17 protein-coding genes and 1 tRNA gene are annotated in these 21,494 nt (G+C 64.2%); 15 read left to right on the top strand and 3 right to left on the bottom strand.

Annotated elements, in window-relative coordinates:
* The first annotated feature begins 34 nt into the window (after nt 1-34).
* Nucleotides 35-1,435 (top strand): ATP-binding protein, encoded by a 1,401-nt coding sequence (locus ACTHQX_RS07275; protein WP_440156550.1) that lies wholly within the window; start codon nt 35-37, stop codon nt 1,433-1,435.
* Nucleotides 1,432-2,109 (top strand): LuxR C-terminal-related transcriptional regulator, encoded by a 678-nt coding sequence (locus ACTHQX_RS07270; protein ID WP_440156552.1) that lies wholly within the window; start codon nt 1,432-1,434, stop codon nt 2,107-2,109. Before ACTHQX_RS07275 ends, ACTHQX_RS07270 begins: the two co-directional genes overlap by 4 nt.
* A gap of 207 nt (nt 2,110-2,316) precedes the next feature.
* On the opposite strand, the gene ACTHQX_RS07265 is transcribed toward ACTHQX_RS07270, so the two are convergent.
* The gene (locus ACTHQX_RS07265; protein WP_440156555.1) at nt 2,317-3,534 is read right to left on the bottom strand and encodes a pyridoxal phosphate-dependent aminotransferase; all 1,218 of its coding nucleotides are present in this window, start codon (nt 3,532-3,534) and stop codon (nt 2,317-2,319) included.
* Between the two features lie 273 nt (nt 3,535-3,807).
* On the opposite strand from ACTHQX_RS07265, the gene ACTHQX_RS07260 reads away from it, so the two are divergent.
* From ACTHQX_RS07260 to rplL, 9 genes are all read left to right on the top strand, one after another.
* Nucleotides 3,808-3,880 (top strand) — tRNA-Trp (locus ACTHQX_RS07260).
* Between the two features lie 81 nt (nt 3,881-3,961).
* Nucleotides 3,962-4,246 (top strand): preprotein translocase subunit SecE, encoded by a 285-nt coding sequence (gene secE, locus ACTHQX_RS07255; protein WP_236804528.1) that lies wholly within the window; start codon nt 3,962-3,964, stop codon nt 4,244-4,246.
* 113 nt (nt 4,247-4,359) lie between these two features.
* Nucleotides 4,360-5,226 (top strand): transcription termination/antitermination protein NusG, encoded by an 867-nt coding sequence (gene nusG, locus ACTHQX_RS07250; protein ID WP_236804526.1) that lies wholly within the window; start codon nt 4,360-4,362, stop codon nt 5,224-5,226.
* 132 nt (nt 5,227-5,358) lie between these two features.
* The gene (gene rplK, locus ACTHQX_RS07245) at nt 5,359-5,790 is read left to right on the top strand and encodes a 50S ribosomal protein L11 (RefSeq protein ID WP_018773647.1); all 432 of its coding nucleotides are present in this window, start codon (nt 5,359-5,361) and stop codon (nt 5,788-5,790) included.
* A gap of 127 nt (nt 5,791-5,917) precedes the next feature.
* Nucleotides 5,918-6,625: a 50S ribosomal protein L1 gene (rplA, locus tag ACTHQX_RS07240; RefSeq protein ID WP_111905184.1), complete on the top strand. Its 708-nt coding sequence runs from the start codon at nt 5,918-5,920 to the stop codon at nt 6,623-6,625.
* Between the two features lie 186 nt (nt 6,626-6,811).
* The gene (locus ACTHQX_RS07235) at nt 6,812-7,903 is read left to right on the top strand and encodes a GNAT family N-acetyltransferase (protein WP_236804524.1); all 1,092 of its coding nucleotides are present in this window, start codon (nt 6,812-6,814) and stop codon (nt 7,901-7,903) included.
* Between the two features lie 80 nt (nt 7,904-7,983).
* A complete protein-coding gene (locus tag ACTHQX_RS07230) occupies nt 7,984-9,093 on the top strand; it encodes a GNAT family N-acetyltransferase (protein WP_440156681.1) in 1,110 nt (369 codons plus the stop codon).
* Between the two features lie 343 nt (nt 9,094-9,436).
* Nucleotides 9,437-10,033: a 50S ribosomal protein L10 gene (rplJ, locus tag ACTHQX_RS07225; protein WP_111905186.1), complete on the top strand. Its 597-nt coding sequence runs from the start codon at nt 9,437-9,439 to the stop codon at nt 10,031-10,033.
* Between the two features lie 77 nt (nt 10,034-10,110).
* Entirely contained in the window at nt 10,111-10,488 is a 378-nt protein-coding gene (rplL, locus tag ACTHQX_RS07220; RefSeq protein ID WP_102973696.1) for a 50S ribosomal protein L7/L12, read from the top strand.
* A 142-nt stretch (nt 10,489-10,630) separates the two neighbouring features.
* Here the strand turns inward: rplL and ACTHQX_RS07215 are convergent, their stop codons facing one another.
* On the bottom strand, nt 10,631-11,113 hold the full coding sequence (locus ACTHQX_RS07215) for an aminoacyl-tRNA deacylase (RefSeq protein ID WP_440156561.1): 483 nt from the start codon (nt 11,111-11,113) through the stop codon (nt 10,631-10,633).
* The gene (locus tag ACTHQX_RS07210; RefSeq protein ID WP_440156563.1) at nt 11,113-12,312 is read right to left on the bottom strand and encodes an acetyl-CoA C-acetyltransferase; all 1,200 of its coding nucleotides are present in this window, start codon (nt 12,310-12,312) and stop codon (nt 11,113-11,115) included. The genes ACTHQX_RS07215 and ACTHQX_RS07210 overlap by 1 nt, the downstream gene beginning before the upstream one ends.
* Nucleotides 12,313-12,704: 392 nt before the next feature.
* Here ACTHQX_RS07210 and rpoB point away from each other — a divergent pair, with 392 nt between their 5' ends.
* From rpoB to rpsG, 4 genes are all read left to right on the top strand, one after another.
* Nucleotides 12,705-16,211 carry a DNA-directed RNA polymerase subunit beta gene (rpoB, locus tag ACTHQX_RS07205; protein WP_102973693.1) on the top strand — a complete coding sequence of 1,169 codons (3,507 nt, stop codon included), beginning with the start codon at nt 12,705-12,707 and terminating at the stop codon, nt 16,209-16,211.
* A 138-nt stretch (nt 16,212-16,349) separates the two neighbouring features.
* Complete coding sequence (locus ACTHQX_RS07200) at nt 16,350-20,249, top strand: DNA-directed RNA polymerase subunit beta' (protein WP_236804516.1); 3,900 nt, start codon at nt 16,350-16,352, stop codon at nt 20,247-20,249.
* A gap of 378 nt (nt 20,250-20,627) precedes the next feature.
* A complete protein-coding gene (rpsL, locus tag ACTHQX_RS07195) occupies nt 20,628-21,002 on the top strand; it encodes a 30S ribosomal protein S12 (RefSeq protein WP_003803830.1) in 375 nt (124 codons plus the stop codon).
* A gap of 1 nt (nt 21,003) precedes the next feature.
* Nucleotides 21,004-21,474, top strand: a complete 471-nt coding sequence (gene rpsG, locus ACTHQX_RS07190; protein WP_003803829.1) for a 30S ribosomal protein S7 — start codon at nt 21,004-21,006, stop codon at nt 21,472-21,474.
* Nucleotides 21,475-21,494: the final 20 nt, after the last annotated feature.

The raw sequence follows: 21,494 nt of genomic DNA, 5'->3' as shown, positions 1-21,494 counted from the left end.
ACTCCGGAACCCTGATCCGTGTTTGGATTGATGCATGACCACAGCCCCTGTCCGCCCACCTCTGGTCCGCAGCAGCGACCGCGTGATCGCCGGCGTCTGCTCCGGCCTGGCGGTCCATCTTGGCTGGCCGGTGCGCATGGTCCGGATCGGCATGGTGGTGGCCGCTTTCGCCGGGGGTGCGGGGCTCGCCTTCTATGGATGGCTGTGGATCATGGTTCCCACCGCGGACGAGAACGCCAAGCGTAATGCCCGCCGCCCGGTGTCGCCCATTGCCCCCGCCGTGAGCCTGCCGCCCGCGGGTTTGCAGCCCGGCCAGGCCCCCACCCCTTCATTCGGCACAGTTCCTTTTCCTCCGTCTGTCCCTCCGCCCGCAGGGGAGTACGACGCCGGCACCGCCTTCCAGCTCCGGGCGCCTGCCGCAGCTCCCGGGACCGGCACATGGTTCCGGATCCGGAGCATGCGCTACGGCAAGGAGATCCTGCTCGGCGCCGGGCTCCTGCTCGTCGCCGCGATCCTGATCGCCAGGCTGCTGGGCGTGGAAGTGCCCCTCGGGACGCTGATCCCCGCGGCTGCGATACTCGGCGGCGCCGCAATCGCGTGGATGCAGCTGGATGAAACCCGCCGCGCCGGACTGGTGGATAAGACCAAGGCGGACCAGGCCGGCGGCTGGGCGCGGCTGGCGGCGGGCCTGGCGCTCGTGGTGGCGGGGGTCCTGGTCATGGTCTCCGGGTCCGGCTCATGGCAGCAGACCTGGCTCGCGCTGCTTGCGTCCGTGGCCGTGCTGGGCGGCGTGGCTCTGGTGCTGCTGCCCTGGGGCCTGAAGTTCTGGCGCGACCTGGAGACCGAACGGGCCGGCCGCGTGCGGGAGACCGAGCGGGCCGAGATCGCCGCCCACCTGCACGACTCCGTGCTGCAGACCCTTGCCCTCATTCAGCGCCGAGCCGGCAACGAGCACGACGTCGTCCGCCTGGCCAGGGCGCAGGAGCGCGAGCTCCGCGGCTGGCTTTTCAAGGATCCGGCCCGCGACGCCGGCCAGCTCTCGGACCGGATCAAAGCGGCCGCCGCGGAGGTTGAGGACGGCCTCGGAAACGCCGTCGACGTCGTGACCGTGGGCGACACGGAGATGACCGAGCGCCACGAAGCGCTGGTCCAGGCCAGCCGCGAAGCCATGCTGAACGCCGCCCGCCACGGCGGCGGTCCCGTCTCTGTCTACCTGGAGGTGTCCGACGGCGGCGCGGAAGTCTTCGTCAAGGACCGTGGCCCGGGCTTTGAACTGCACAACGTCCCGCACGACAGGCTGGGCGTGCGCGAATCGATCATTGGCCGGATGAAACGGCACGGCGGCAACGCCACGATCAACAGCGGTCCGGACGGCACGGAGGTGCGCCTCAGGCTGCCTGCGGACGTCGCGGACAACGGGGAAGGGAAGTCATGAGTACACCAGCAGGGGTTGGCTCGGCGGGACGAACCGTGCGGGTGGTGATCGTGGATGACCACGCGATTTTCAGGTCAGGTCTCAAAGCTGACCTGGACCCGAGCGTGGTGGTGGTCGGCGAGGCCGGCACCGTGGAACAGGCCGTCGAAGTTATTGCCGCAGCACGGCCCGACGTCGTGCTGCTGGATGTGCACCTGCCCGGCGGCCGCGGCGGGGGAGGGCGGGAAGTCATCACCGGTTCCGCCGCACTCCTGGCCACCACGCGTTTTCTTGCCCTGAGCGTCTCCGACGCCGCCGAGGACGTGGTGGCCGTCATCCGCGCCGGAGCCCGCGGCTATGTTACGAAGACCATTTCCGGTGCGGAGATCACCGACGCCGTGTTCCGGGTTGCCGGCGGCGACGCCGTGTTCTCGCCGCGGCTGGCAGGCTTTGTCCTGGACGCGTTCGGCACCGCCCCGGCGGACATTGCCGACGACGAACTGGACAAGCTCTCCGCCCGGGAACTCGAGGTGATGCGCCTGATCGCCCGCGGCTACAGCTACAAGGAAGTGGCCAAGGAGCTCTTCATTTCGATTAAAACCGTGGAAACCCACGTCTCGGCCGTGCTGCGGAAGCTGCAGCTGTCCAGCCGCCACGAACTGACCAAGTGGGCCGCCGAGCGCCGCCTCCTCTAGCCCAGACGCGTCCCCACCTCCTGCCGCTTTTGCCCCAACGCGTCCTCACCTCCTGCCGCCTTCTTCCTAACGCGTCCTCACCTCCTGCTGCCGAAACGCAAACGCTCCCGCACCAAAAATCAATTGGTGCGGGAGCGTTGAGCGTTTCCTGCAGGATCTGAGGGAGGGTCCGCGGTAAGGCTGCAGGATGTGATGGAGGGTTTGGGGTTACTGCGCCTTGCCGAGGAAGTCCTGCAGGCGGCCTACGCCCGTGGCAAGGTCCTCGTCGCCCAGGGCGTAAGAGAGGCGCAGGAAGCCGGACGGGCCGAAGGCCTCGCCGGGAACCACGGCCACCTCCACCTCGTCCAGGATCAGCGCGGCCAGCGCGGCCGAAGTCTCCGGGCGGACGGTGCCGTTCGCCGTCGGGAATTCCTTGCCCAGCAGCGCGCGGACGTCCGCGTACACGTAAAAGGCGCCCTTCGGCGTCGGGCATTCAACGCCCTCGATCGCGTTAAGCCCGTCCACGATGGCCTTCCGGCGGCGGTCAAAGGCGACCTTCATCTCGTCCACCGCGGTGAGCGGGCCGGAGACGGCTGCCAGGGCGGCGATCTGCGGGATGTTGGACACGTTGGAAGTGGCGTGCGACTGCAGGTTGGTGGCTGCCTTGATGACGTCCGCCGGTCCGATCATCCAGCCCACGCGCCAGCCGGTCATCGCATAGGTCTTGGCCACTCCGTTGAGGATCACAACCTTGTCGCCCAGTTCGGGGGCGGCGGTGGCGATGGAGGTGAAGGGGACGCCGTCGTACGTCAGGTGCTCGTAAATCTCGTCGGTGACCACCCACAGGCCCTTGGCGGCGGCCCACTTTCCGATTTCGGCGACCTGCTCGGGCGAGTAGACGGAGCCGGTGGGGTTCGACGGCGACACGAACAGCAGGATCTTGGTGCGGTCCGTGATAGCCGCTTCGAGCTGTTCCACGGTCACCAGGTAGTCCTGCTCCGGGCCGGCAAAGACCTCCACCGGGACGCCGCCGGCGAGGCGGATGGCCTCGGGGTAGGTGGTCCAGAACGGCGTGGGCACGATCACTTCGTCGCCCGGATCCACGAGGGTGGCGAACGTGTTGTAGACGGCCTGCTTGCCGCCGTTGGTGACCAGCACCTGGGACGGGTCCGCCTTGTAGCCGGAGTCCCGGAACGTCTTCTCGGCGATTGCCTTCTTCAGCTCGGGCAGGCCGCCGGCGGGGGAGTAGCGGTGATACTTCGGCTGGCTGGCGGCTTCGATGGCTGCCTGGACGATGTAGTCCGGAGTGGGGAAGTCGGGCTCGCCCGCACCGAAACCAATCACCGGCCGGCCCGCGGCCTTCAGCGCCTTGGCCTTGGCGTCGACAGCCAGGGTGGCGGATTCGGCAATAGCGGAAATGCGTTGGGAAACGCGGGCGGCAGACATGGCGGGTCCGTTCTTCGCTTGCAGCTGGAAAGCTGAATGGTGGAATTCGACGGAATCTACTCTATGCTGTTCACCGGATCGTTCGAGGTGGAACGCGGATTTGTGACTGCGGTGCGGCGCGGATTCTGAAGCTGAAAAACGGTCCGGAATGAGGCTGGTTCGACGTAAGCGCAGTTGTTGCGTAGACTGGTTCTCCGGTGTTGAAAACACAGATGATGACGTGCGCCCCAGATGTCCTTGGGAAAGTGCGGCCTTCATCGGTTTTTGATCCATAGGGTAGTGGCGCAATTGGTAGCGCAGCGGTCTCCAAAACCGCAGGTTGCAGGTTCGAGTCCTGTCTGCCCTGCGCAGGCTGTTCCGGCGAAATGCCGGAGCAAGCGCAGCAACCAAAGGTTCAGTTCAGAGCCGGGTAATCCGACTTGCGAGGATGAGTGAGGAACAGGTGACCGAAACAGCTGCAAGCAGCTCCAAGGGCCGCCCCGCAAAGAAGGCCGCCAAGGCCGGCTTCTTCGCTCGCATCGCACTCTTCGTCCGCCAGGTCATTGGCGAACTGAAGAAGGTCGTCGCTCCCACCCGCAAGGAACTGATTAATTACACGCTCGTGGTGCTCGTATTTGTGGTCATCATGATGGTGATCGTCACGCTGCTGGACCTGGGGTTCGGCACCGCGGTGAGCTGGGTCTTCGGCGGCACAGGCGCCCTGGACCGCTAAGGCGATCGGTCCGCAGACTGCGTGGACTCCCGGCCGGAATTGGCAGGAGCTGCGGGGTGTGCGGAATTGAGCCATTTAAATAGGCAATTAGCAATGAGGAAGCAGGAGACCAAGTGTCTGAGCAGGAGCTCGAGGTAACTGAGACTGAGCTGGATGAAACCCAGAACCCCGCGGCTGAGTCCGCCGAGGGCTCCGAGGTTGAGTCTGCTGCGCCCGAATCCGAAGGTGATGCCGAGTACGACGGCGACGCTGACGCCGACGACGAGACCGACGCTGATGAGGCCGAGACCGACGCCGCTGACGCTGACGCCGTGACCGGAGAGGACGCCGAGGAAGGCGCCGAAGGGACCGATGTCCTGGCCGCCGCTGCCGCCCAGGCCTCTGATCCTGCCGCAGAGTTCAAGTCCAAGCTGCGCCGCCAGGAGGGTGACTGGTACGTCATCCACTCCTACGCCGGCTACGAAAACCGCGTCAAGGCCAACCTTGAGACCCGCATCCAGACCCTGGACATGGAAGATTACATCTTCGAGATCCAGGTTCCGATGGAAGAAGTCGTTGAGATCAAGAACGCTCAGCGCAAGGTCATCAACCGCGTCCGCATCCCCGGCTACGTGCTGGTCCGCATGGACCTGACCGACGCCTCCTGGGGCGCCGTCCGCCACACCCCGGGTGTCACCGGCTTCGTGGGCAACGCCCACAACCCCGTTCCGCTGCGCCTCGATGAGGTCTTCTCCATGCTGGCTCCTGTCTTCGAAGAGGAGCAGGCAGAGAAGGGCAAGCCCGCCAAGCAGGCTGCCGCGCAGGTCGACGTCGACTTCGAGGTCGGCGAGTCGGTCATCGTCAAGGAAGGTCCGTTCGAGACCCTTCCCGCCACGATCTCCGAGATCAAGATCGATTCCCAGACTCTCGTGGTCCTGGTGTCCATCTTCGAACGCGAGACCCCGGTCACGCTGGCCTTCAACCAGGTCACCAAGATCTAGCTGATCACCACAGATTTCGCTCCGGAACGGCCCGCTTAGCAGTTCCGGAACGGCCGGCCGCCTCGCCATGGCGGTCAACCACCTGAGGCACGCTCCTGTGTCCCAGGACGCATTTGAGAGAAGGACCCTACATTGGCTCCCAAGAAGAAGGTCACCGGCCTCATCAAGCTGCAGATCCAGGCAGGTGCCGCTAACCCGGCCCCGCCGATCGGTCCTGCGCTTGGCCAGCACGGTGTCAACATCATGGAATTCTGCAAGGCGTACAACGCTGCGACGGAAGCCCAGCGCGGCAACGTTATTCCTGTTGAAATCACCGTTTACGAAGACCGTTCGTTCACGTTCATCACCAAGACCCCGCCGGCTGCAGAGCTCATCAAGAAGGCTGCAGGCGTCGCCAAGGGTTCGGCTACCCCGCACACCGTCAAGGTTGCCAAGCTGACCCAGGCACAGGTCAACGAGATCGCCACCACCAAGATGGAAGACCTCAACGCCACCAGCCTCGAAGGCGCAGCGAAGATCATCGCCGGCACCGCCCGCTCCATGGGTATCACCGTCGAGGGTTAATTCCCTTACCCGCCGGGAAACCGGCACCATTGAACATTGAAATGTCAGCAGTCCATCCCGGGCAGCTGACTGTGGCAGGGCCCAGCGCGGTCCGCAGACCACAACTGCACAAGGAGAAATAAGCAGCATGGCAAAGCGCAGCAAAGCATACGAGGCAGCCGCAGCCAAGATCGACGCGGAGAAGTTCTACGCGCCGTTCGAGGCAGTGACGCTCGCCAAGGACACCAACCCGTCCAAGTTCGACGCCACCGTTGAGGTTGCCTTCCGCTTGGGTGTTGACCCTCGTAAGGCTGACCAGATGGTCCGCGGCACCGTCAACCTGCCTCACGGCACCGGTAAGACCGCCCGCGTCCTCGTGTTCGCCACCGGCGAGAAGGCTGAAGCAGCAATCGCTGCCGGCGCCGACTTCGTTGGTTCCGACGACCTGATCGAAAAGATCGCCGGCGGCTGGACCGACTTCGACGCAGCCGTTGCCACCCCTGACCTCATGGGCAAGGTTGGCCGCCTCGGTAAGGTCCTGGGTCCGCGTAACCTGATGCCGAACCCGAAGACCGGCACCGTCACCCCCGATGTCACCAAGGCTGTCAACGACATCAAGGGCGGCAAGATCGACTTCCGCGTCGACAAGCACTCCAACCTGCACTTCATCATCGGCAAGGTTTCGTTCGACTCCGTCAAGCTGGCCGAGAACTACGCCGCTGCCCTCGAAGAGGTGCTCCGCCTGAAGCCGTCCGCTTCCAAGGGCCGCTACATCCAGAAGGCAACGGTTGCCACCACGTTCGGTCCCGGCATCTCCGTCGACCCCAACGTCACCAAGGTTCTCATCGAGGCATAAGTCTCGCGAACCTCGGCCGGATATCCGGCCAAAACAGAAGGACCGTCCGGCGTTTGCCGGGCGGTCCTTTTGTATTCCGGTGGCGTTTTCCTTTTCTGAAGTACGACGACGGGACTCCGGTAAGTGCGCCGGCTCGCTCTTGCAGGGGCTCTGTCGGACCCCGGGCGTTGCGGCTAGGCTGATCCGGTGACGACGCCCTCCTACCGGATCGAGCCGCTTTTCCTGCCTGCGTCACTTGACGCGCCAGACGCCACGGACTTCCTGGAGTTCAGCGACCTCAGTGATGCGGTGGCGCTGGAACTATGGGGCAATTTGGACCGGGCAGCGCCGCCGAAGGCCAGGCTGGAATCGTGGCGTGACGACGACTACGTGAAGCTGCGGCTCTTCTTCGTACGGCTGGACGGCCGCATGGTGGCAAGGTCCTGGGTCAGGCTCACGCAAAAGGAAAACCTCCAGGATGCGTTCCTCAGGGTGGACGTCCTCAACGGGTTCAGCGGCCGCGGCATCGGACTGGCCCTCCTCGGGCACGCAGAGGCACTGGCAACGGAGGACGGACGCAGCACCCTGCAGAGTTTCACTGAACACGCCCCCGGGTTCGACCTGGACGGCCCGGGGATCCTAAGGCCCGGAACCGGGACGGGCGGGGTCCCGGCCGCGGCGCGTGGCGTCCGTTTCGCCGTGGCGGCCGGGTACACCCTCGAGCAGGTGACGCGTTTCAGCGCACTGGACATGCCGCCGTCGGACGGTGCCCTGGACGCACTGGAAGGCGAGGCCGCCGGCATCGCCGGGGACCAGTATGAAATCCTCGGCTGGACGGACCGGTGCCCGGATGAGTACGTGGAACAGATGGCCGCGCTCATGTCCAGGATGAGCACGGACTCCCCGGCAGGTGCGCTGCATTACGACGCCGAGGTGTGGGACGCCCCGCGCGTCCGGCACGTCGAGGACGAGTGGAAGCGGGCGGGCCTGGAGTCGCTGGTGGCGGTGGCCCGGCATAAGGGGAGCGGCGAGCTGGCGGCCTACTCCGTGCTGCAGCACTCGGACGAAAAGCCGTGGCTGGCGGAGCAGGACGACACGCTGGTGGCCAAGGCGCACCGCGGACACCGGCTGGGGATGCTGGTCAAGGTGCGCAACCTGCGGCGCCTGCAGCAGGACCACCCCGAAGTGGAACGGGTCCTGACGTTCAACGCTGCAGAGAATGACCACATGCTGGCCATCAATGTGGCGTTGGGCTTCCGTCCGGCAGGGTACGACGGTGAGTGGCAGCGCCGGCGCTAACCGGCATATGCTGGCGACGGATACACCGCGTGGACTCAAGCCCGCAGCCTTCATGGCAAGCGGCGGAACGGCTGGGGATGATGGCAATAGAGGTGCGGATCGAGCGGCTGTGGATTCCTGACTCAGTGGATGCTGCCGATGCAGCGGATTTCCTTGCCGCGGTGGAGGTGGGGCGCAAGGTCAGGATGGATACCTGGGGGAGTGACGACCTCGCCTATACGCCGCTGGAAAAGCTCCTCGAACTGGAAGACCCGTACGAACGCCAGGTCATCCTCGTCGCAAAGGTCGGTGACGACATCGTGGGCACCGTGGACATCGCCCTGCCCCTCGCCGACAACCTGGACCTCGCCGAATTTACCCTGGACATCCTCCCCGAGTACCAGCGCCAGGGCGTGGGCAGGCAGTTGCTGGAAGCTGCCGAGCAGTTCGCCCGCAACGAGGGCCGCACCATGATCCTGGTGGACACCAACCACCCCGGTGCGTCCCTGCACGAATTCGAGCCCGAGCAGCTGGTGCCCGGATCGGGCCAAGGCTATGTGCCCTTGGGGAGCCGTGAGGTGGAATTCGCCCAGCGCACCGGTTACACGCTGCAGCACATCGAACAGTTCAGCTCGTGCGTGCTGCCGCTGGACAGCAAGCTTGTGGCCGAGCTCGAGGCGGAGGCGGAGGAGGCCAACAACGGCCGCTACCGCCTGCATCACTGGACCGACCGCTGCCCGGAGCGCTGGCTGGAATCGGTGGCGGCCCTCGAAAACCAGGCGGGCGGCGACGCCGGACCAGTGGAGGGGACCGACGACATCGTCTTCGATGCCCGGATCCTGCGGGAAGCTGAGGAAGTCATGATCTCCCAGGGTCGGCGCACGGTGGTGACCGCCGTCGAACACATTGCCACCGGGACGCTCGTGGGGCTGACGACCATCAGCGTCCTGGCGCAGCGGCAGGACGTAGTCTTCCAGGACGACACGGTGGTGCTGCAGGCGCACCGCGGCAACAAGCTCGGCCTGCTCATCAAGGTGGCCAATATGGAGCGCCTCACCGAGCAGTTCCCCGCTGCGCGGGTGATCTACACGTGGAACGCGCCGGAGAACCGGTACCTCCTCACGGTCAACCACCAGCTTGGGTTCACGACGGCGGGGGTCACCGGAATCTGGCAAAAGGAACTGCCGGATCTTGGGCCGAGGAGGAGTTAGGTCCTGGCGGCGGAGGAGCGGCCGATTTGGTAATGCCCGATTTGGTAATGCCCGATTTGGTAATGCACAGGGCCGTCCCCTAAGCTTGAACTACCAAAGACCGTCGGTTGTTGGATTCCCACTCTTTCGAGCTCAGCTCAACTCTGCAGTTGTGTGCGAAAGAGCCAGTGGGTTTCCGGACGAAGGACCCTGAACATAGGGCGGCCGGCGCAGGTGAACGAAGCAAAGTTCCGCTGTTTGAACAGCGTTGAGCCAAGCCCCGTGCATCTGCGCGGGGCGTTTTTAGTTTTAGCTCACCTGAGCGGGGACCCGGAATACCGGCACTATCCCCGGAAGGAGGGTTATGGCAACGCCTACCAAGGTTTCAGCAGTAGCTGAGATCACTAACGATTTCAAGGAATCGAACGCCGCTGTCCTGACCGAATACCGTGGGCTCACCGTTGCACAGCTCAAGCAGCTGCGTGTTTCTCTCGGCCAGGACACCAAGTTCGCGGTCGTCAAGAACACCCTGACCGCCATTGCAGCCAAGGAAGCTGGTGTCGAAGCATTCGACGGCCAGCTCGCCGGCCCCACTGCAATCGCGTTCATCAAGGGTGACGCAGTTGCAGCTGCCAAGAGCCTGACGGATTTTGCCAAGGCTAACAAGCAGCTGGTCATCAAGACCGGTTACTTCGAAGGCAAGGCACTGAACGCCAGCGAAGTTGCTGCCCTGGCAGCACTCGAGTCCCGCGAGCTGCAGCTCGCAAAGGTTGCAGGCATCCTCAAGGCCCCTGCTGCCGCTGCTGCACGCATCATCGACGCACTGCGCCTCAAGCTTGAAGAAGAGAACGGTGCTCCGGCTGAAGCCGAAGCTCCCGCCGCTGAAGAAGCTCCTGCCGCAGAGGCTGACGCAGAAGCCGCAGCTGAGGCTCCGGCCGAAGCCGCTGCCGAAGAGAACTAGTTCTCTCTCCCAAAAAGACTCCGGTGGATCGGAACGGCATCAAGCCCCGGCCACCTTTATAGGAAGGACGCCACACCATGGCGAAGCTCAGCAACGAAGAGCTCATTGAAGCTTTCAAGGAACTGACCATCATCGAGCTCTCCGAGTTCGTCAAGCTCTTCGAAGAGACCTTCGAAGTTACCGCTGCTGCTGTAGCTGTTGCCGGCCCCGCCGGTGGCGGCGCCGCTGAGGAAGCCGAAGAGAAGACCGACTTCGACGTCATCCTCGAAGCTGCTGGCGACAAGAAGATCGCAGTGATCAAGGAAGTTCGCGCCATCACCTCCCTGGGCCTCAAGGAAGCCAAGGACCTGGTTGACAGCGCTCCCAAGGCTGTTCTCGAAGGCGCCACCAAGGAAGCTGCCGAGAAGGCAAAGGCTCAGCTCGAAGAAGCTGGCGCCACCGTTACCCTCAAGTAACACTGCTTGTTCAGGAATCCCCGTCCACTCCGGTGGGCGGGGATTCCTGCGTTTAACGGCAAGTAGCAGCGACGCGGGGTCACTTAGCGCCCAGTCGGGACGTCGAATTGGGCGCTAAGTGACCCCGCGTTGCTTTAGCGCGTCAGTTGGGTTCGCTGATGTCGGCGAGGACGGCGCCGAGGGCGGAGACCAGGGCGTCGGCGTCGACGAAGGCGCTGTAGCCGTGCTGCCCGGCACCCATGGAAATCCGCCTGCCGGCGATGGACCGGTCCGCATAGACGGGCCAGGCCGTGGTGCTGCCCAGGGGCGTGATGGTGCCGCGCTCATAGCCGGTCACCTCCAGGGCCACGTCCGCCGCCGGCAGCGAGAGCTTGTTGACGCCCACCAGGCTGCGCAGCTTGGGCCAGGAGATCTGGCGGTCGCCCGGGATAAGGGCGAAGAGGAAGCTGCCGTCCTTGTGCTTCACCACGAGGGACTTCACAATGTCCGCCGGGCTGATGCCAAGGATCGCGGCCGCCTCCTCGAGGCTGCGGGCGGCCAGCCGTTCGACGAGCTGGACGTCCAGGCCGCGCGCCGCGGCGTCGGACAGGAAGCGCTCCCTGCCCGACGCCGGAACGGCGTTCATCAGTCGCGGTACAGCAGGAGGGCCTCGCCCTGGCCGCCGCCTCCGCAGAGCGAGACTGCCGCCTTGCCCTGGCCGCGCCGCTTCAGCTCATGCGCCGCGTGGAGTGCCAGCCGCGCACCGGAGGCACCGATCGGGTGTCCCAGCGCGATGGCGCCGCCATGGATGTTGCACTGCTCCAGCGGGTAGTCCAGGTCCTTGAGGGACTGCACGGCCACCGAACCGAATGCTTCATTGATTTCGATGAAGTCGAGGTCGGAAGTGCTCCAGCCGGCACGCTCCAGAGCTTGCGCGATCGCGTTGGAGGGCTGTGAGTGCAGGGAGTTGTCCGGCCCGGCCACCTGCCCGGGCTTGCCCACCACGGCCAGGTACTCCAGGCCGTTCTCCTCCGCGAACTTGCGCGAGGTCAGGACCAGGGCGGAGGCGCCGTCGGACAGGGGAGAGGAGTTGCCGGCCGTGATGGTGCCGTCGGTGACGAAGGCGGCCCGCAGCCCGGCCAGGGACTCAACGGTGGTGTCCGGCCGGACGCCCTCATCGGTGGAGGCCACCACGGGATCACCCTTGCGCTGCTTGACGCTGATCGGCGAGATCTCGTCGTCGAACACGCCGTTCTTCGAGGCGATCGCTGCGCGCTGGTGTGAATTGGCAGCCACGTTGTCCTGGGCGGTCCGGTCAATGCCCAAGGTGAGGTTCTTGGATTCGGTGGAAAGGCCCATCGAGTGGCCGTCGAAGGCATCGGTCAGGCCGTCGTGAGCCGCAACGTCCAGCGCCTGGACGGCGCCGTAATTCCAGCCCTGGCGGGAACCCGGAAGGACGTGCGGAGCGCGCGTCATTGATTCCTGGCCGCCGGCGACGACCACGGTGGCGTCGCCGGCACGGATCAGCCGCGCGGCGTCGATCACGGCCGTAAGCCCGGAGAGGCAGACCTTGTTGATGGTCACCGTGGGGACGTTCCAGCCGATGCCTGCGCCGATGGCGCTCTGGCGTGCCGGGTTCTGGCCGGCCCCGGCCTGCAGGACCTGGCCCATGATGACGGCGTCCACCCGATCTGCTTCCAGCCCGCTGGCCGCGATGGCCGCCTTGATGGCGTGCGCCCCGAGCTCGACGGCGGTGAAGCTCGCCAGTTGCCCGTTCAGCCGGCCCTGCGGGGTGCGCGCGCCGGACAGGATGACAACATCGCTGTTGTCCACGGAATTGCTCATGGTTGTTCTCTTCCGATCTTGGTCGTTGGTTGGCCTAAGGGTATCGTGAGCCCGGTCACCTATCCATTCAAACGCTGGGGAGGCGGGGTCCGTTCCGGTTAGGTGCCCGCAGCAACGGTGCTTGCATTCTGCTGGTAAGTGGGGTAGACACGCGTGGGGTTTTGCCGTATCGTAGATATTTGCGTCTTCCCTGTTTACCTTCAGCCTTCATATAGCGGTGGGCTTAGCCTGTTAGCTGCTCCATCAATGTGCCGTGAACAACGTCACCAGCATGGGCAGGACCAGGTCCCGGGTCATATAGCGGAACCGGATGGTAGCACTGCGAAGTCACTTCGCAGGGTGAAAAGCGGGGGAGATCTGAAAACGCCTGAAGGTCTGTGGAAGGATCCCTCTTGGTCGCCTCGAGCACCTCTAATAACGAAACCGCTAACACGGCAAGCACCGATGGTGCGACTCGCCGGCTCTCATTCGCAAAGATTCACGAACCTCTTGACGTTCCGAATCTGCTTGCCCTGCAGACGGACAGCTTCGACTGGCTGGTCGGAAATGAACGCTGGCAGGCCCGCGTTGCGAAGGCCGTCGAAGAAGGCGACCTGAGCGTCGCCACCACCTCCGGTCTTTCCGACATCTTCGAAGAGATCTCCCCGATTGAGGACTTCCAGGGCACCATGTCCCTGAGCTTCTCCGATCCGGAGTTCGCTGATCCGAAGTACACCATGGCTGAATGCAAGGACCGGGACGCTACGTACTCGGCACCGCTGTACGTCAAGGCCGAATTCATGAACAACAACACGGGCGAAATCAAGCAGCAGACCGTGTTCATGGGTGACTTCCCGCTGATGACCGAGAAGGGCACCTTCGTCGTCAACGGCACCGAGCGTGTCGTCGTTTCCCAGCTGGTCCGTTCCCCGGGCGCCTACTTCGAGCGCGCCGCTGACAAGACCAGCGACAAGGACATCTTTACCGCAAAGATCATCCCGTCCCGCGGCGCCTGGTTCGAGCTCGAGATCGACAAGCGCGACCAGGTCGGCGTGCGCCTCGACCGCAAGCGCAAGCAGTCGGTCACGGTGCTGCTGAAGGCCCTCGGCTGGACCGAAGGCCAGATCCTCGAGGAGTTCGGCCAGTACGACTCCATGCGTGCCACGCTGGAGAAGGACGCCACCGAAACCCGCGAAGACGCCCTGCTGGACATCTACCGCAAGCTGCGTCCGGGCGAGCCGCCCACAGTCGAGGCTGCCCAGTCCCTGCTGGACAACCTGTACTTCAACTCCAAGCGCTACGATCTGGCCAAGGTTGGCCGCTACAAGATCAACCGCAAGCTTGGCATCGACCGCTCCCTTGGTGACAAGGAAGCTTCGGTCCTGCACGTTGAAGACATCGTCGCCATGATCAAGTTCCTCGTCGCGCTGCACGCCGGCGAGAAGACCCTCATGGGCAAGCGCGATGGCGAAGACCACGAGCTGCGCGTCGAGATCGATGACATCGACCACTTCGGCAACCGCCGCATCCGCGCCGTCGGCGAGCTCATCGAGAACCAGGTCCGCACCGGCCTGTCCCGCATGGAGCGCGTCGTCCGCGAACGCATGACCACGCAGGACGTCGAGGCCATCACGCCGCAGACCCTGATCAACATCCGTCCCGTGGTGGCAGCCATCAAGGAGTTCTTCGGAACCTCCCAGCTGTCCCAGTTCATGGACCAGAACAACCCGCTCTCGGGCCTCACCCACAAGCGCCGCCTTTCGGCGCTGGGCCCGGGCGGTCTGTCCCGTGACCGTGCAGGCATGGAAGTCCGAGATGTCCACCCGTCCCACTACGGACGTATGTGCCCCATTGAAACCCCTGAAGGCCCGAACATTGGTCTGATCGGTTCGCTGGCGTCTTACGGCCGCATCAACCCGTTCGGTTTCATCGAGACTCCGTACCGCCTGGTTAAGGACGGCGTCGTTTCCGACGACGTCCAGTACCTGACGGCCGACGACGAGGCAGAGGTCCTGATCGCACAGGCCAACGCTCCGCTCGACGAGAACAAGAGCTTCGCTGAAGAGACCGTCCTGGTCCGTGCCCGCGGTGGTGGAGGCGAGCCCGTGCTCGTTCCCGCCGCTGATGTGCAGTTCATGGACGTCTCCCCGCGCCAGATGGTGTCCGTGGCAACCGCCCTGATCCCGTTCCTCGAGCACGACGACGCCAACCGCGCACTCATGGGTGCCAACATGCAGCGCCAGGCTGTGCCGCTGGTCCGTTCCGAGGCCCCGTTCGTGGGTACCGGCATGGAGCGTGCAGCAGCTGTCGACGCCGGTGACGTCACCATCGCCAAGAAGGCCGGTGTGGTTACCGAGGTCTCCGCCGAGCTCGTCATCATGCTCAACGACGACGGCACGGAAACCAACTACCGCATCAACAAGTTCGCCCGCTCCAACCAGGGCAACTGCTACAACAACCGTGTCCTGGTGAACGAAGGCCAGCGCCTGGAAGTTGGCGGCATCATCGCCGACGGCCCGGCAACGGATCAGGGCGAGCTTGCCCTCGGTAAGAACCTGCTCGTGGCATTCATGTCATGGGAAGGCCACAACTTCGAGGACGCCATCATCCTCTCGCAGCGCATCGTTGCCGAGGACGTCCTTTCCTCCATCCACATCGAGGAGCACGAGATCGATGCCCGCGACACCAAGCTTGGTGCCGAGGAAATCACCCGTGACATCCCCAACGTGTCCGAGGAAGTCCTGGCAGGCCTGGACGAGCGCGGCATCATCCACATCGGTGCCGAGGTTGAAGCCGGCGACATCCTGGTCGGAAAGGTCACCCCGAAGGGTGAAACCGAGCTGACCCCGGAAGAGCGCCTGCTCCGCGCCATCTTCGGTGAGAAGTCCCGCGAAGTGCGCGACACGTCACTGAAGGTTCCGCACGGCGAGTCCGGCACCGTCATCGGCGTCCGCGTCTTCGACCGCGACAACGACGACGAACTGCCCCCGGGCGTCAACCAGCTGGTCCGCGTCTACGTGGCTGCCAAGCGCAAGATCACCGACGGCGACAAGCTCGCCGGCCGTCACGGCAACAAGGGTGTTATCTCCAAGATCCTGCCGATCGAGGACATGCCCTTCCTTGCCGACGGTACCCCCGTTGATATCGTCTTGAACCCGCTGGGTGTTCCGGGCCGTATGAACGTCGGCCAGGTGCTCGAAACGCACCTCGGCTGGGTCGCCAAGACCGGCTGGAAGATCGAAGGCGAGCCCGAGTGGGTCAAGCAGCTGCCGAACCTGCCGCGCGAGAGTGGCCAGACCACCGTTGCAACGCCGGTCTTCGACGGCGCCCGCGAAGAGGAAATCACGGGCCTGCTCGACTCCACCAACGTGACCCGCGACGGTGACCGCCTGATCGACTCCTCGGGCAAGACGCGCCTGTTCGACGGCCGCTCCGGCGAGCCGTTCCCGGACCCGATCTCGGTCGGCTACATGTACATCCTGAAGCTCCACCACCTGGTGGACGACAAGATCCACGCCCGCTCCACCGGCCCGTACTCCATGATCACGCAGCAGCCGCTGGGTGGTAAGGCACAGTTCGGTGGCCAGCGCTTCGGTGAAATGGAAGTGTGGGCGCTCGAAGCTTATGGCGCCGCCTACACGCTCCAGGAACTGCTCACGATCAAGTCCGATGACATTCACGGCCGCGTGAAGGTCTACGAGGCGATCGTCAAGGGCGAGAACATCCCTGAGCCGGGTGTTCCCGAATCCTTCAAGGTGTTGATCAAGGAAATGCAGTCGCTGTGCCTGAACGTGGAAGTTCTTTCCACTGACGGAACCACAATTGAAATGCGTGACTCTGATGACGCAGTCTTCACGGCTGCGGAAGAACTGGGCATCGATCTGTCTCGTGCAGAGCCCAGCTCCGTAGAAGAGGTCTAAGGAGTCCGACGACGGCGGGCGGGCCGTCCGCCGTCGTCCTCCTCCCTCATCCCGCAACCAAGGGACCGGTGGTTGAGCGTGTCGAAACCCCGGAAACAAGACTTCAGAATTTAGAGAACAAGAGAGAACAGGGACCATATGTCCAGCGAATCCTCCTTCGGCCTCATGCAGATCGGCCTCGCCACCGCGGAAGACATCCGCGGCTGGTCGTACGGCGAGGTTAAGAAGCCGGAAACCATCAACTACCGCACGCTCAAGCCCGAGAAGGACGGCCTCTTCTGCGAGAAGATCTTCGGCCCGTCCCGTGACTGGGAATGCTACTGCGGCAAGTACAAGCGCGTGCGCTTCAAGGGCATCATCTGTGAGCGGTGTGGCGTTGAGGTCACCCGCGCCAAGGTGCGTCGTGAGCGCATGGGCCACATCGAGCTGGCTGCTCCCGTCACCCACATCTGGTACTTCAAGGGTGTTCCGTCCCGCCTGGGCTACCTCCTTGACCTGGCTCCGAAGGACCTCGAAAAGGTCATCTACTTCGCTGCCTACATGATCACCAGCGTCGACGAAGAAAACCGCCACGCGGAACTGCCCAACCTGCAGGTCGAGCATGACGTCGAGAAGAAGCAGCTGATCGACAACCGCGACTCCGACATCGCCGCGATCGCCCGCGACCTTGAGAACGAGCTTGCCCGTCTCGAGGGTGAGGGAGCGAAGGCTGCCGACAAGAAGAAGGCACGCGACTCCGCCGACCGCCAGATGGCGAACGTCCGCAAGCGCGCCGACGCCGAGATCGAGCGCCTCGAGCAGGTCTGGGACCGCTTCAAGAACCTGAAGGTCGCTGACCTCGAAGGTGACGAGGGCCTGTACCGCGAGCTGCGTGACCGCTACGGCATGTACTTCGAAGGCTCCATGGGTGCCGAGGCCATCAAGAAGCGTCTTGAGAACTTCGACATGCAGGCCGAGTCCGACAACCTGCGCGACATCATCGCCAACGGCAAGGGCCAGCGCAAGACCCGCGCCCTGAAGCGCCTGAAGGTGGTCAACGCGTTCCTGACCACCAACAACAGCCCGCTCGGCATGGTGCTGGACGCCGTCCCGGTGATCCCGCCGGAACTGCGCCCGATGGTCCAGCTGGACGGTGGCCGCTTCGCGACCTCCGACCTCAACGACCTCTACCGCCGCGTGATCAACCGCAACAACCGACTCAAGCGCCTGCTTGACCTGGGTGCTCCGGAGATCATCGTCAACAACGAGAAGCGCATGCTTCAGGAAGCTGTTGACAGCCTCTTCGACAACGGCCGCCGCGGCCGTCCGGTCACCGGACCGGGCAACCGTCCGCTGAAGTCCCTGAGCGACATGCTCAAGGGCAAGCAGGGCCGTTTCCGCCAGAACCTCCTCGGCAAGCGCGTCGACTACTCCGGCCGTTCGGTCATCGTCGTCGGCCCGCAGCTGAAGCTGCACCAGTGTGGCCTGCCCAAGCAGATGGCACTGGAGCTCTTCAAGCCGTTCGTGATGAAGCGCCTGGTTGACCTCAACCATGCGCAGAACATCAAGTCGGCAAAGCGCATGGTCGAGCGTTACCGTCCGCAGGTCTGGGACGTGCTGGAAGAGATCATCACCGAACACCCGGTGCTGCTCAACCGTGCACCTACCCTGCACCGCCTCGGCATCCAGGCATTCGAGCCGCAGCTTGTTGAAGGCAAGGCCATCCAGCTCCACCCGCTGGTTTGTGGCGCGTTCAACGCTGACTTCGACGGCGACCAGATGGCAGTCCACCTGCCGCTGAGCCCCGAAGCCCAGGCTGAGGCACGCATCCTGATGCTGTCGTCCAACAACATCCTGAAGCCGTCCGACGGCCGTCCGGTGACCCTGCCTTCGCAGGATATGATCATCGGCCTCTACCACCTGACCACCAAGCGTGTGGGCTCAGCTGGTGAAGGCCGTGTGTTCGGCTCGGTGTCCGAGGCCATCATGGCGTTCGACGCACACGAGCTGCACCTGAACTCCCAGGTCAAGATCCGTCTCGAGGGCTTTGTTCCTTACGCCGGCTGGGAAGCTCCGGAAGGCTGGGAGCAGGGTCAGCCCGCACTGGTGGACACCTCCCTGGGCCAGGTTCTCTTCAACGAGACCCTGCCTGAGGACTACCCGTGGGTTGAGGCTGTCGCGGACAAGGGCGAGCTCTCCCGCATCGTCAACGACCTCGCGGAGCGCTACCCGAAGGTTGTCACGGCCGCAACGCTGGACAACCTGAAGGACGCCGGTTTCTACTGGGCCACCCGCTCGGGCGTCACCGTCGCCATCTCCGACATCGAGGTTCCGGAAGAGAAGCCGGCCATCCTTGCCGGTTACGAGGAGCGCGCCGCCAAGATCCAGGGCCAGTACGACAAAGGCCTGATCGACGACGACGAGCGTCGCCAGGAACTGATCGAGATCTGGAACAAGGCGACCAACGAGATCGCCCAGGTCATGCGTGACAGCCTGTCGCCCATGAACACCATCAACCGCATGGTGTCCTCCGGTGCACGTGGTAACTGGATGCAGGTCCGCCAGATCGCGGGTATCCGTGGCCTGGTGGCCAACCCGAAGGGTGAAATCATCCCGCGTCCGATCAAGTCCTCCTACCGTGAGGGCCTGTCGGTGCTGGAGTACTTCATCGCGACGCACGGTGCACGTAAGGGTCTTGCCGACACCGCGCTGCGTACCGCCAACTCGGGTTACCTGACCCGTCGTCTGGTGGACGTCTCGCAGGACGTCATTGTCCGTGAAGAGGACTGCGGCACCGAGCGCGGCCTCGTCACCCCGATCGCCGTGGCCGACGCCAACGGTGAGCTGGCACTGGACGAGAACGTCGAGAACAGCGCCTACGCCCGTACGCTCGCCGTGGACGTCGTCGACTCCAAGGGCAACGTCCTGGCTGCCGGCGGTACCGACTGCGGCGACGTCGTGATCGCTGAGCTGTTCGCAGCCGGCATCACCGAGGTCAAGGTCCGCTCTGTGCTCACCTGTGAGTCCAGCGTCGGCACCTGTGCCCTGTGCTACGGCCGTTCGCTGGCCACCGGCAAGACCGTGGACATCGGAGAGGCTGTCGGCATCATCGCCGCCCAGTCGATCGGTGAGCCCGGTACCCAGCTGACCATGCGTACGTTCCACACCGGTGGTGCTGTCTCCGCCAGCGGTGGCGACGACATCACCCAGGGTCTGCCCCGTATCCAGGAGCTCTTCGAAGCCCGTACCCCGAAGGGTGTGGCGCCGATTGCGGAAGCAGCCGGCCGCATCACCATCGAGGAATCCGAGCGCCAGATGCGTCTGGTGATCACTCCGGACGACGGTTCTGAAGAGATCGCCTACCCGGTCCTGCGCCGGTCGCGCCTCCTGATCGAAGACGGCCAGCACGTCACGGTGGGCCAGAAGCTCATCAACGGTCCGGTCGACCCGAAGCAGGTCCTGCGCATCATGGGCCCGCGTGCCGCACAGAAGTTCCTCGTGGACGAAGTGCAGGGCGTGTACCGCAGCCAGGGCATTGGCATCCACGACAAGCACGTGGAAGTCATCGTCCGCCAGATGCTGCGCCGCGTCACGGTCATCGAATCCGGCGACTCCGACCTGCTCCCCGGTGAGCTGGCCGAGCGCAGCCGGTTCGAGGACGCCAACCGCCGCGTTGTATCCGAGGGCAAGACTCCGGCTTCCGGACGTCCCGAGCTCATGGGTATCACCAAGGCGTCGCTGGCCACCGAGTCCTGGCTGTCCGCAGCTTCCTTCCAGGAGACCACCCGCGTCCTGACGCAGGCGGCCATGGAAGGCAAGAGCGATCCGCTGCTCGGCCTCAAGGAGAACGTCATCATCGGTAAGCTGATCCCGGCCGGCACGGGCCTCCCGCGCTACACCGAGATCTCGGTGGAACCGACTGAAGAAGCAAAGGCCAACCTGTTCACCGGCCCGAGCGCGTTCAGCGATTTCTCCTACGACACGCTGGGCGGTGACGGAGCTCCTGAGTTCCACGCCATCCCGCTGGATGACTACGACCTCGGAAACGACTTCCGCTGAAAGTAGTCGCTAGGCGAAGGAAGGACCCCGCACTCACTGAGTGCGGGGTCCTTCCCCGTTTGGCCGACGGCGGCAGCCGGCTTCCGCCGTCGTCCTCCCTACACCCGATTAAGGCTCCAGATCAAGCCATGCTAGACTTTGTGTAATTGTTCTGTGTGGCAGTGGATGAAGGCCGCCGCAGCATCATTTCGGTTTTGTTCTCATGATGTTGGGTGGAGCCTGTTTCCGGGTTGCGGGCTACGTGCGCAACGAATGCCGCACTTTTGCACGCCCACGGACCCTTTCGGATCCGAAGCCGCAGGGACAACGCCAAAGCTCTCACGCAACACAGGCTGTCGCCTGGCGCGGGGCAGAGATCAACCAACGGAGAACACGAAAGTGCCTACGATTAACCAGCTGGTCCGCAAGGGCCGCACGCCGAAGGTCTCCAAGACCAAGGCTCCCGCGCTTAAGGGCAGCCCGATGCGCCGCGGTGTTTGCACCCGCGTTTACACCACCACCCCGAAGAAGCCGAACTCGGCTCTGCGTAAGGTTGCACGTGTGCGCCTCAACGGTGGTATCGAAGTTACCGCCTACATCCCCGGTGTTGGCCACAACCTCCAGGAGCACTCCATTGTGCTCGTTCGTGGTGGTCGTGTGAAGGACCTCCCCGGTGTCCGCTACAAGATCGTCCGTGGTGCCCTCGATACCCAGGGTGTGAAGAACCGTAAGCAGGCGCGCAGCCGCTACGGCGCAAAGATGGAGAAGAAGTAATATGCCTCGCAAGGGTCCGGCCCCGAAGCGGCCGCTCGTATCAGATCCCGTCTACGGCTCCCCGCTGGTTACCCAGCTGATCAACAAGGTGCTGGTTGACGGCAAGAAGTCCACCGCCGAGCGCATCGTTTACGGTGCCCTTGAAGGTGCCCGCGCGAAGTCCGGCGGCGACCCCGTTGCAGCCCTCAAGAAGGCCATGGACAACGTCAAGCCTTCCCTCGAGGTCCGCTCCCGCCGTGTCGGTGGCGCCACCTACCAGGTTCCGGTTGAGGTCAAGCCGGGCCGCTCCACCGCACTCGCCCTGCGTTGGCTGGTTGGCTACTCCAAGGCCCGCCGCGAAAAGACGATGACCGAGCGTCTCCAGAACGAAATCCTGGATGCCTCGAACGGTCTCGGTGCCGCTGTGAAGCGTCGCGAAGACACCCACAAGATGGCCGAGTCCAACAAGGCCTTCGCCCACTACCGCTGGTAAAACTTCCCGTACGCCGCCGG

Source organism: Arthrobacter sp. SAFR-023, assembly GCF_051965295.1.
In the GTDB taxonomy this organism is placed as follows: Bacteria; Actinomycetota; Actinomycetes; order Actinomycetales; family Micrococcaceae; genus Arthrobacter.
Note: the sequence above shows the minus strand (reverse complement) of the source record. Positions and strands in the feature narration are given on the sequence as shown.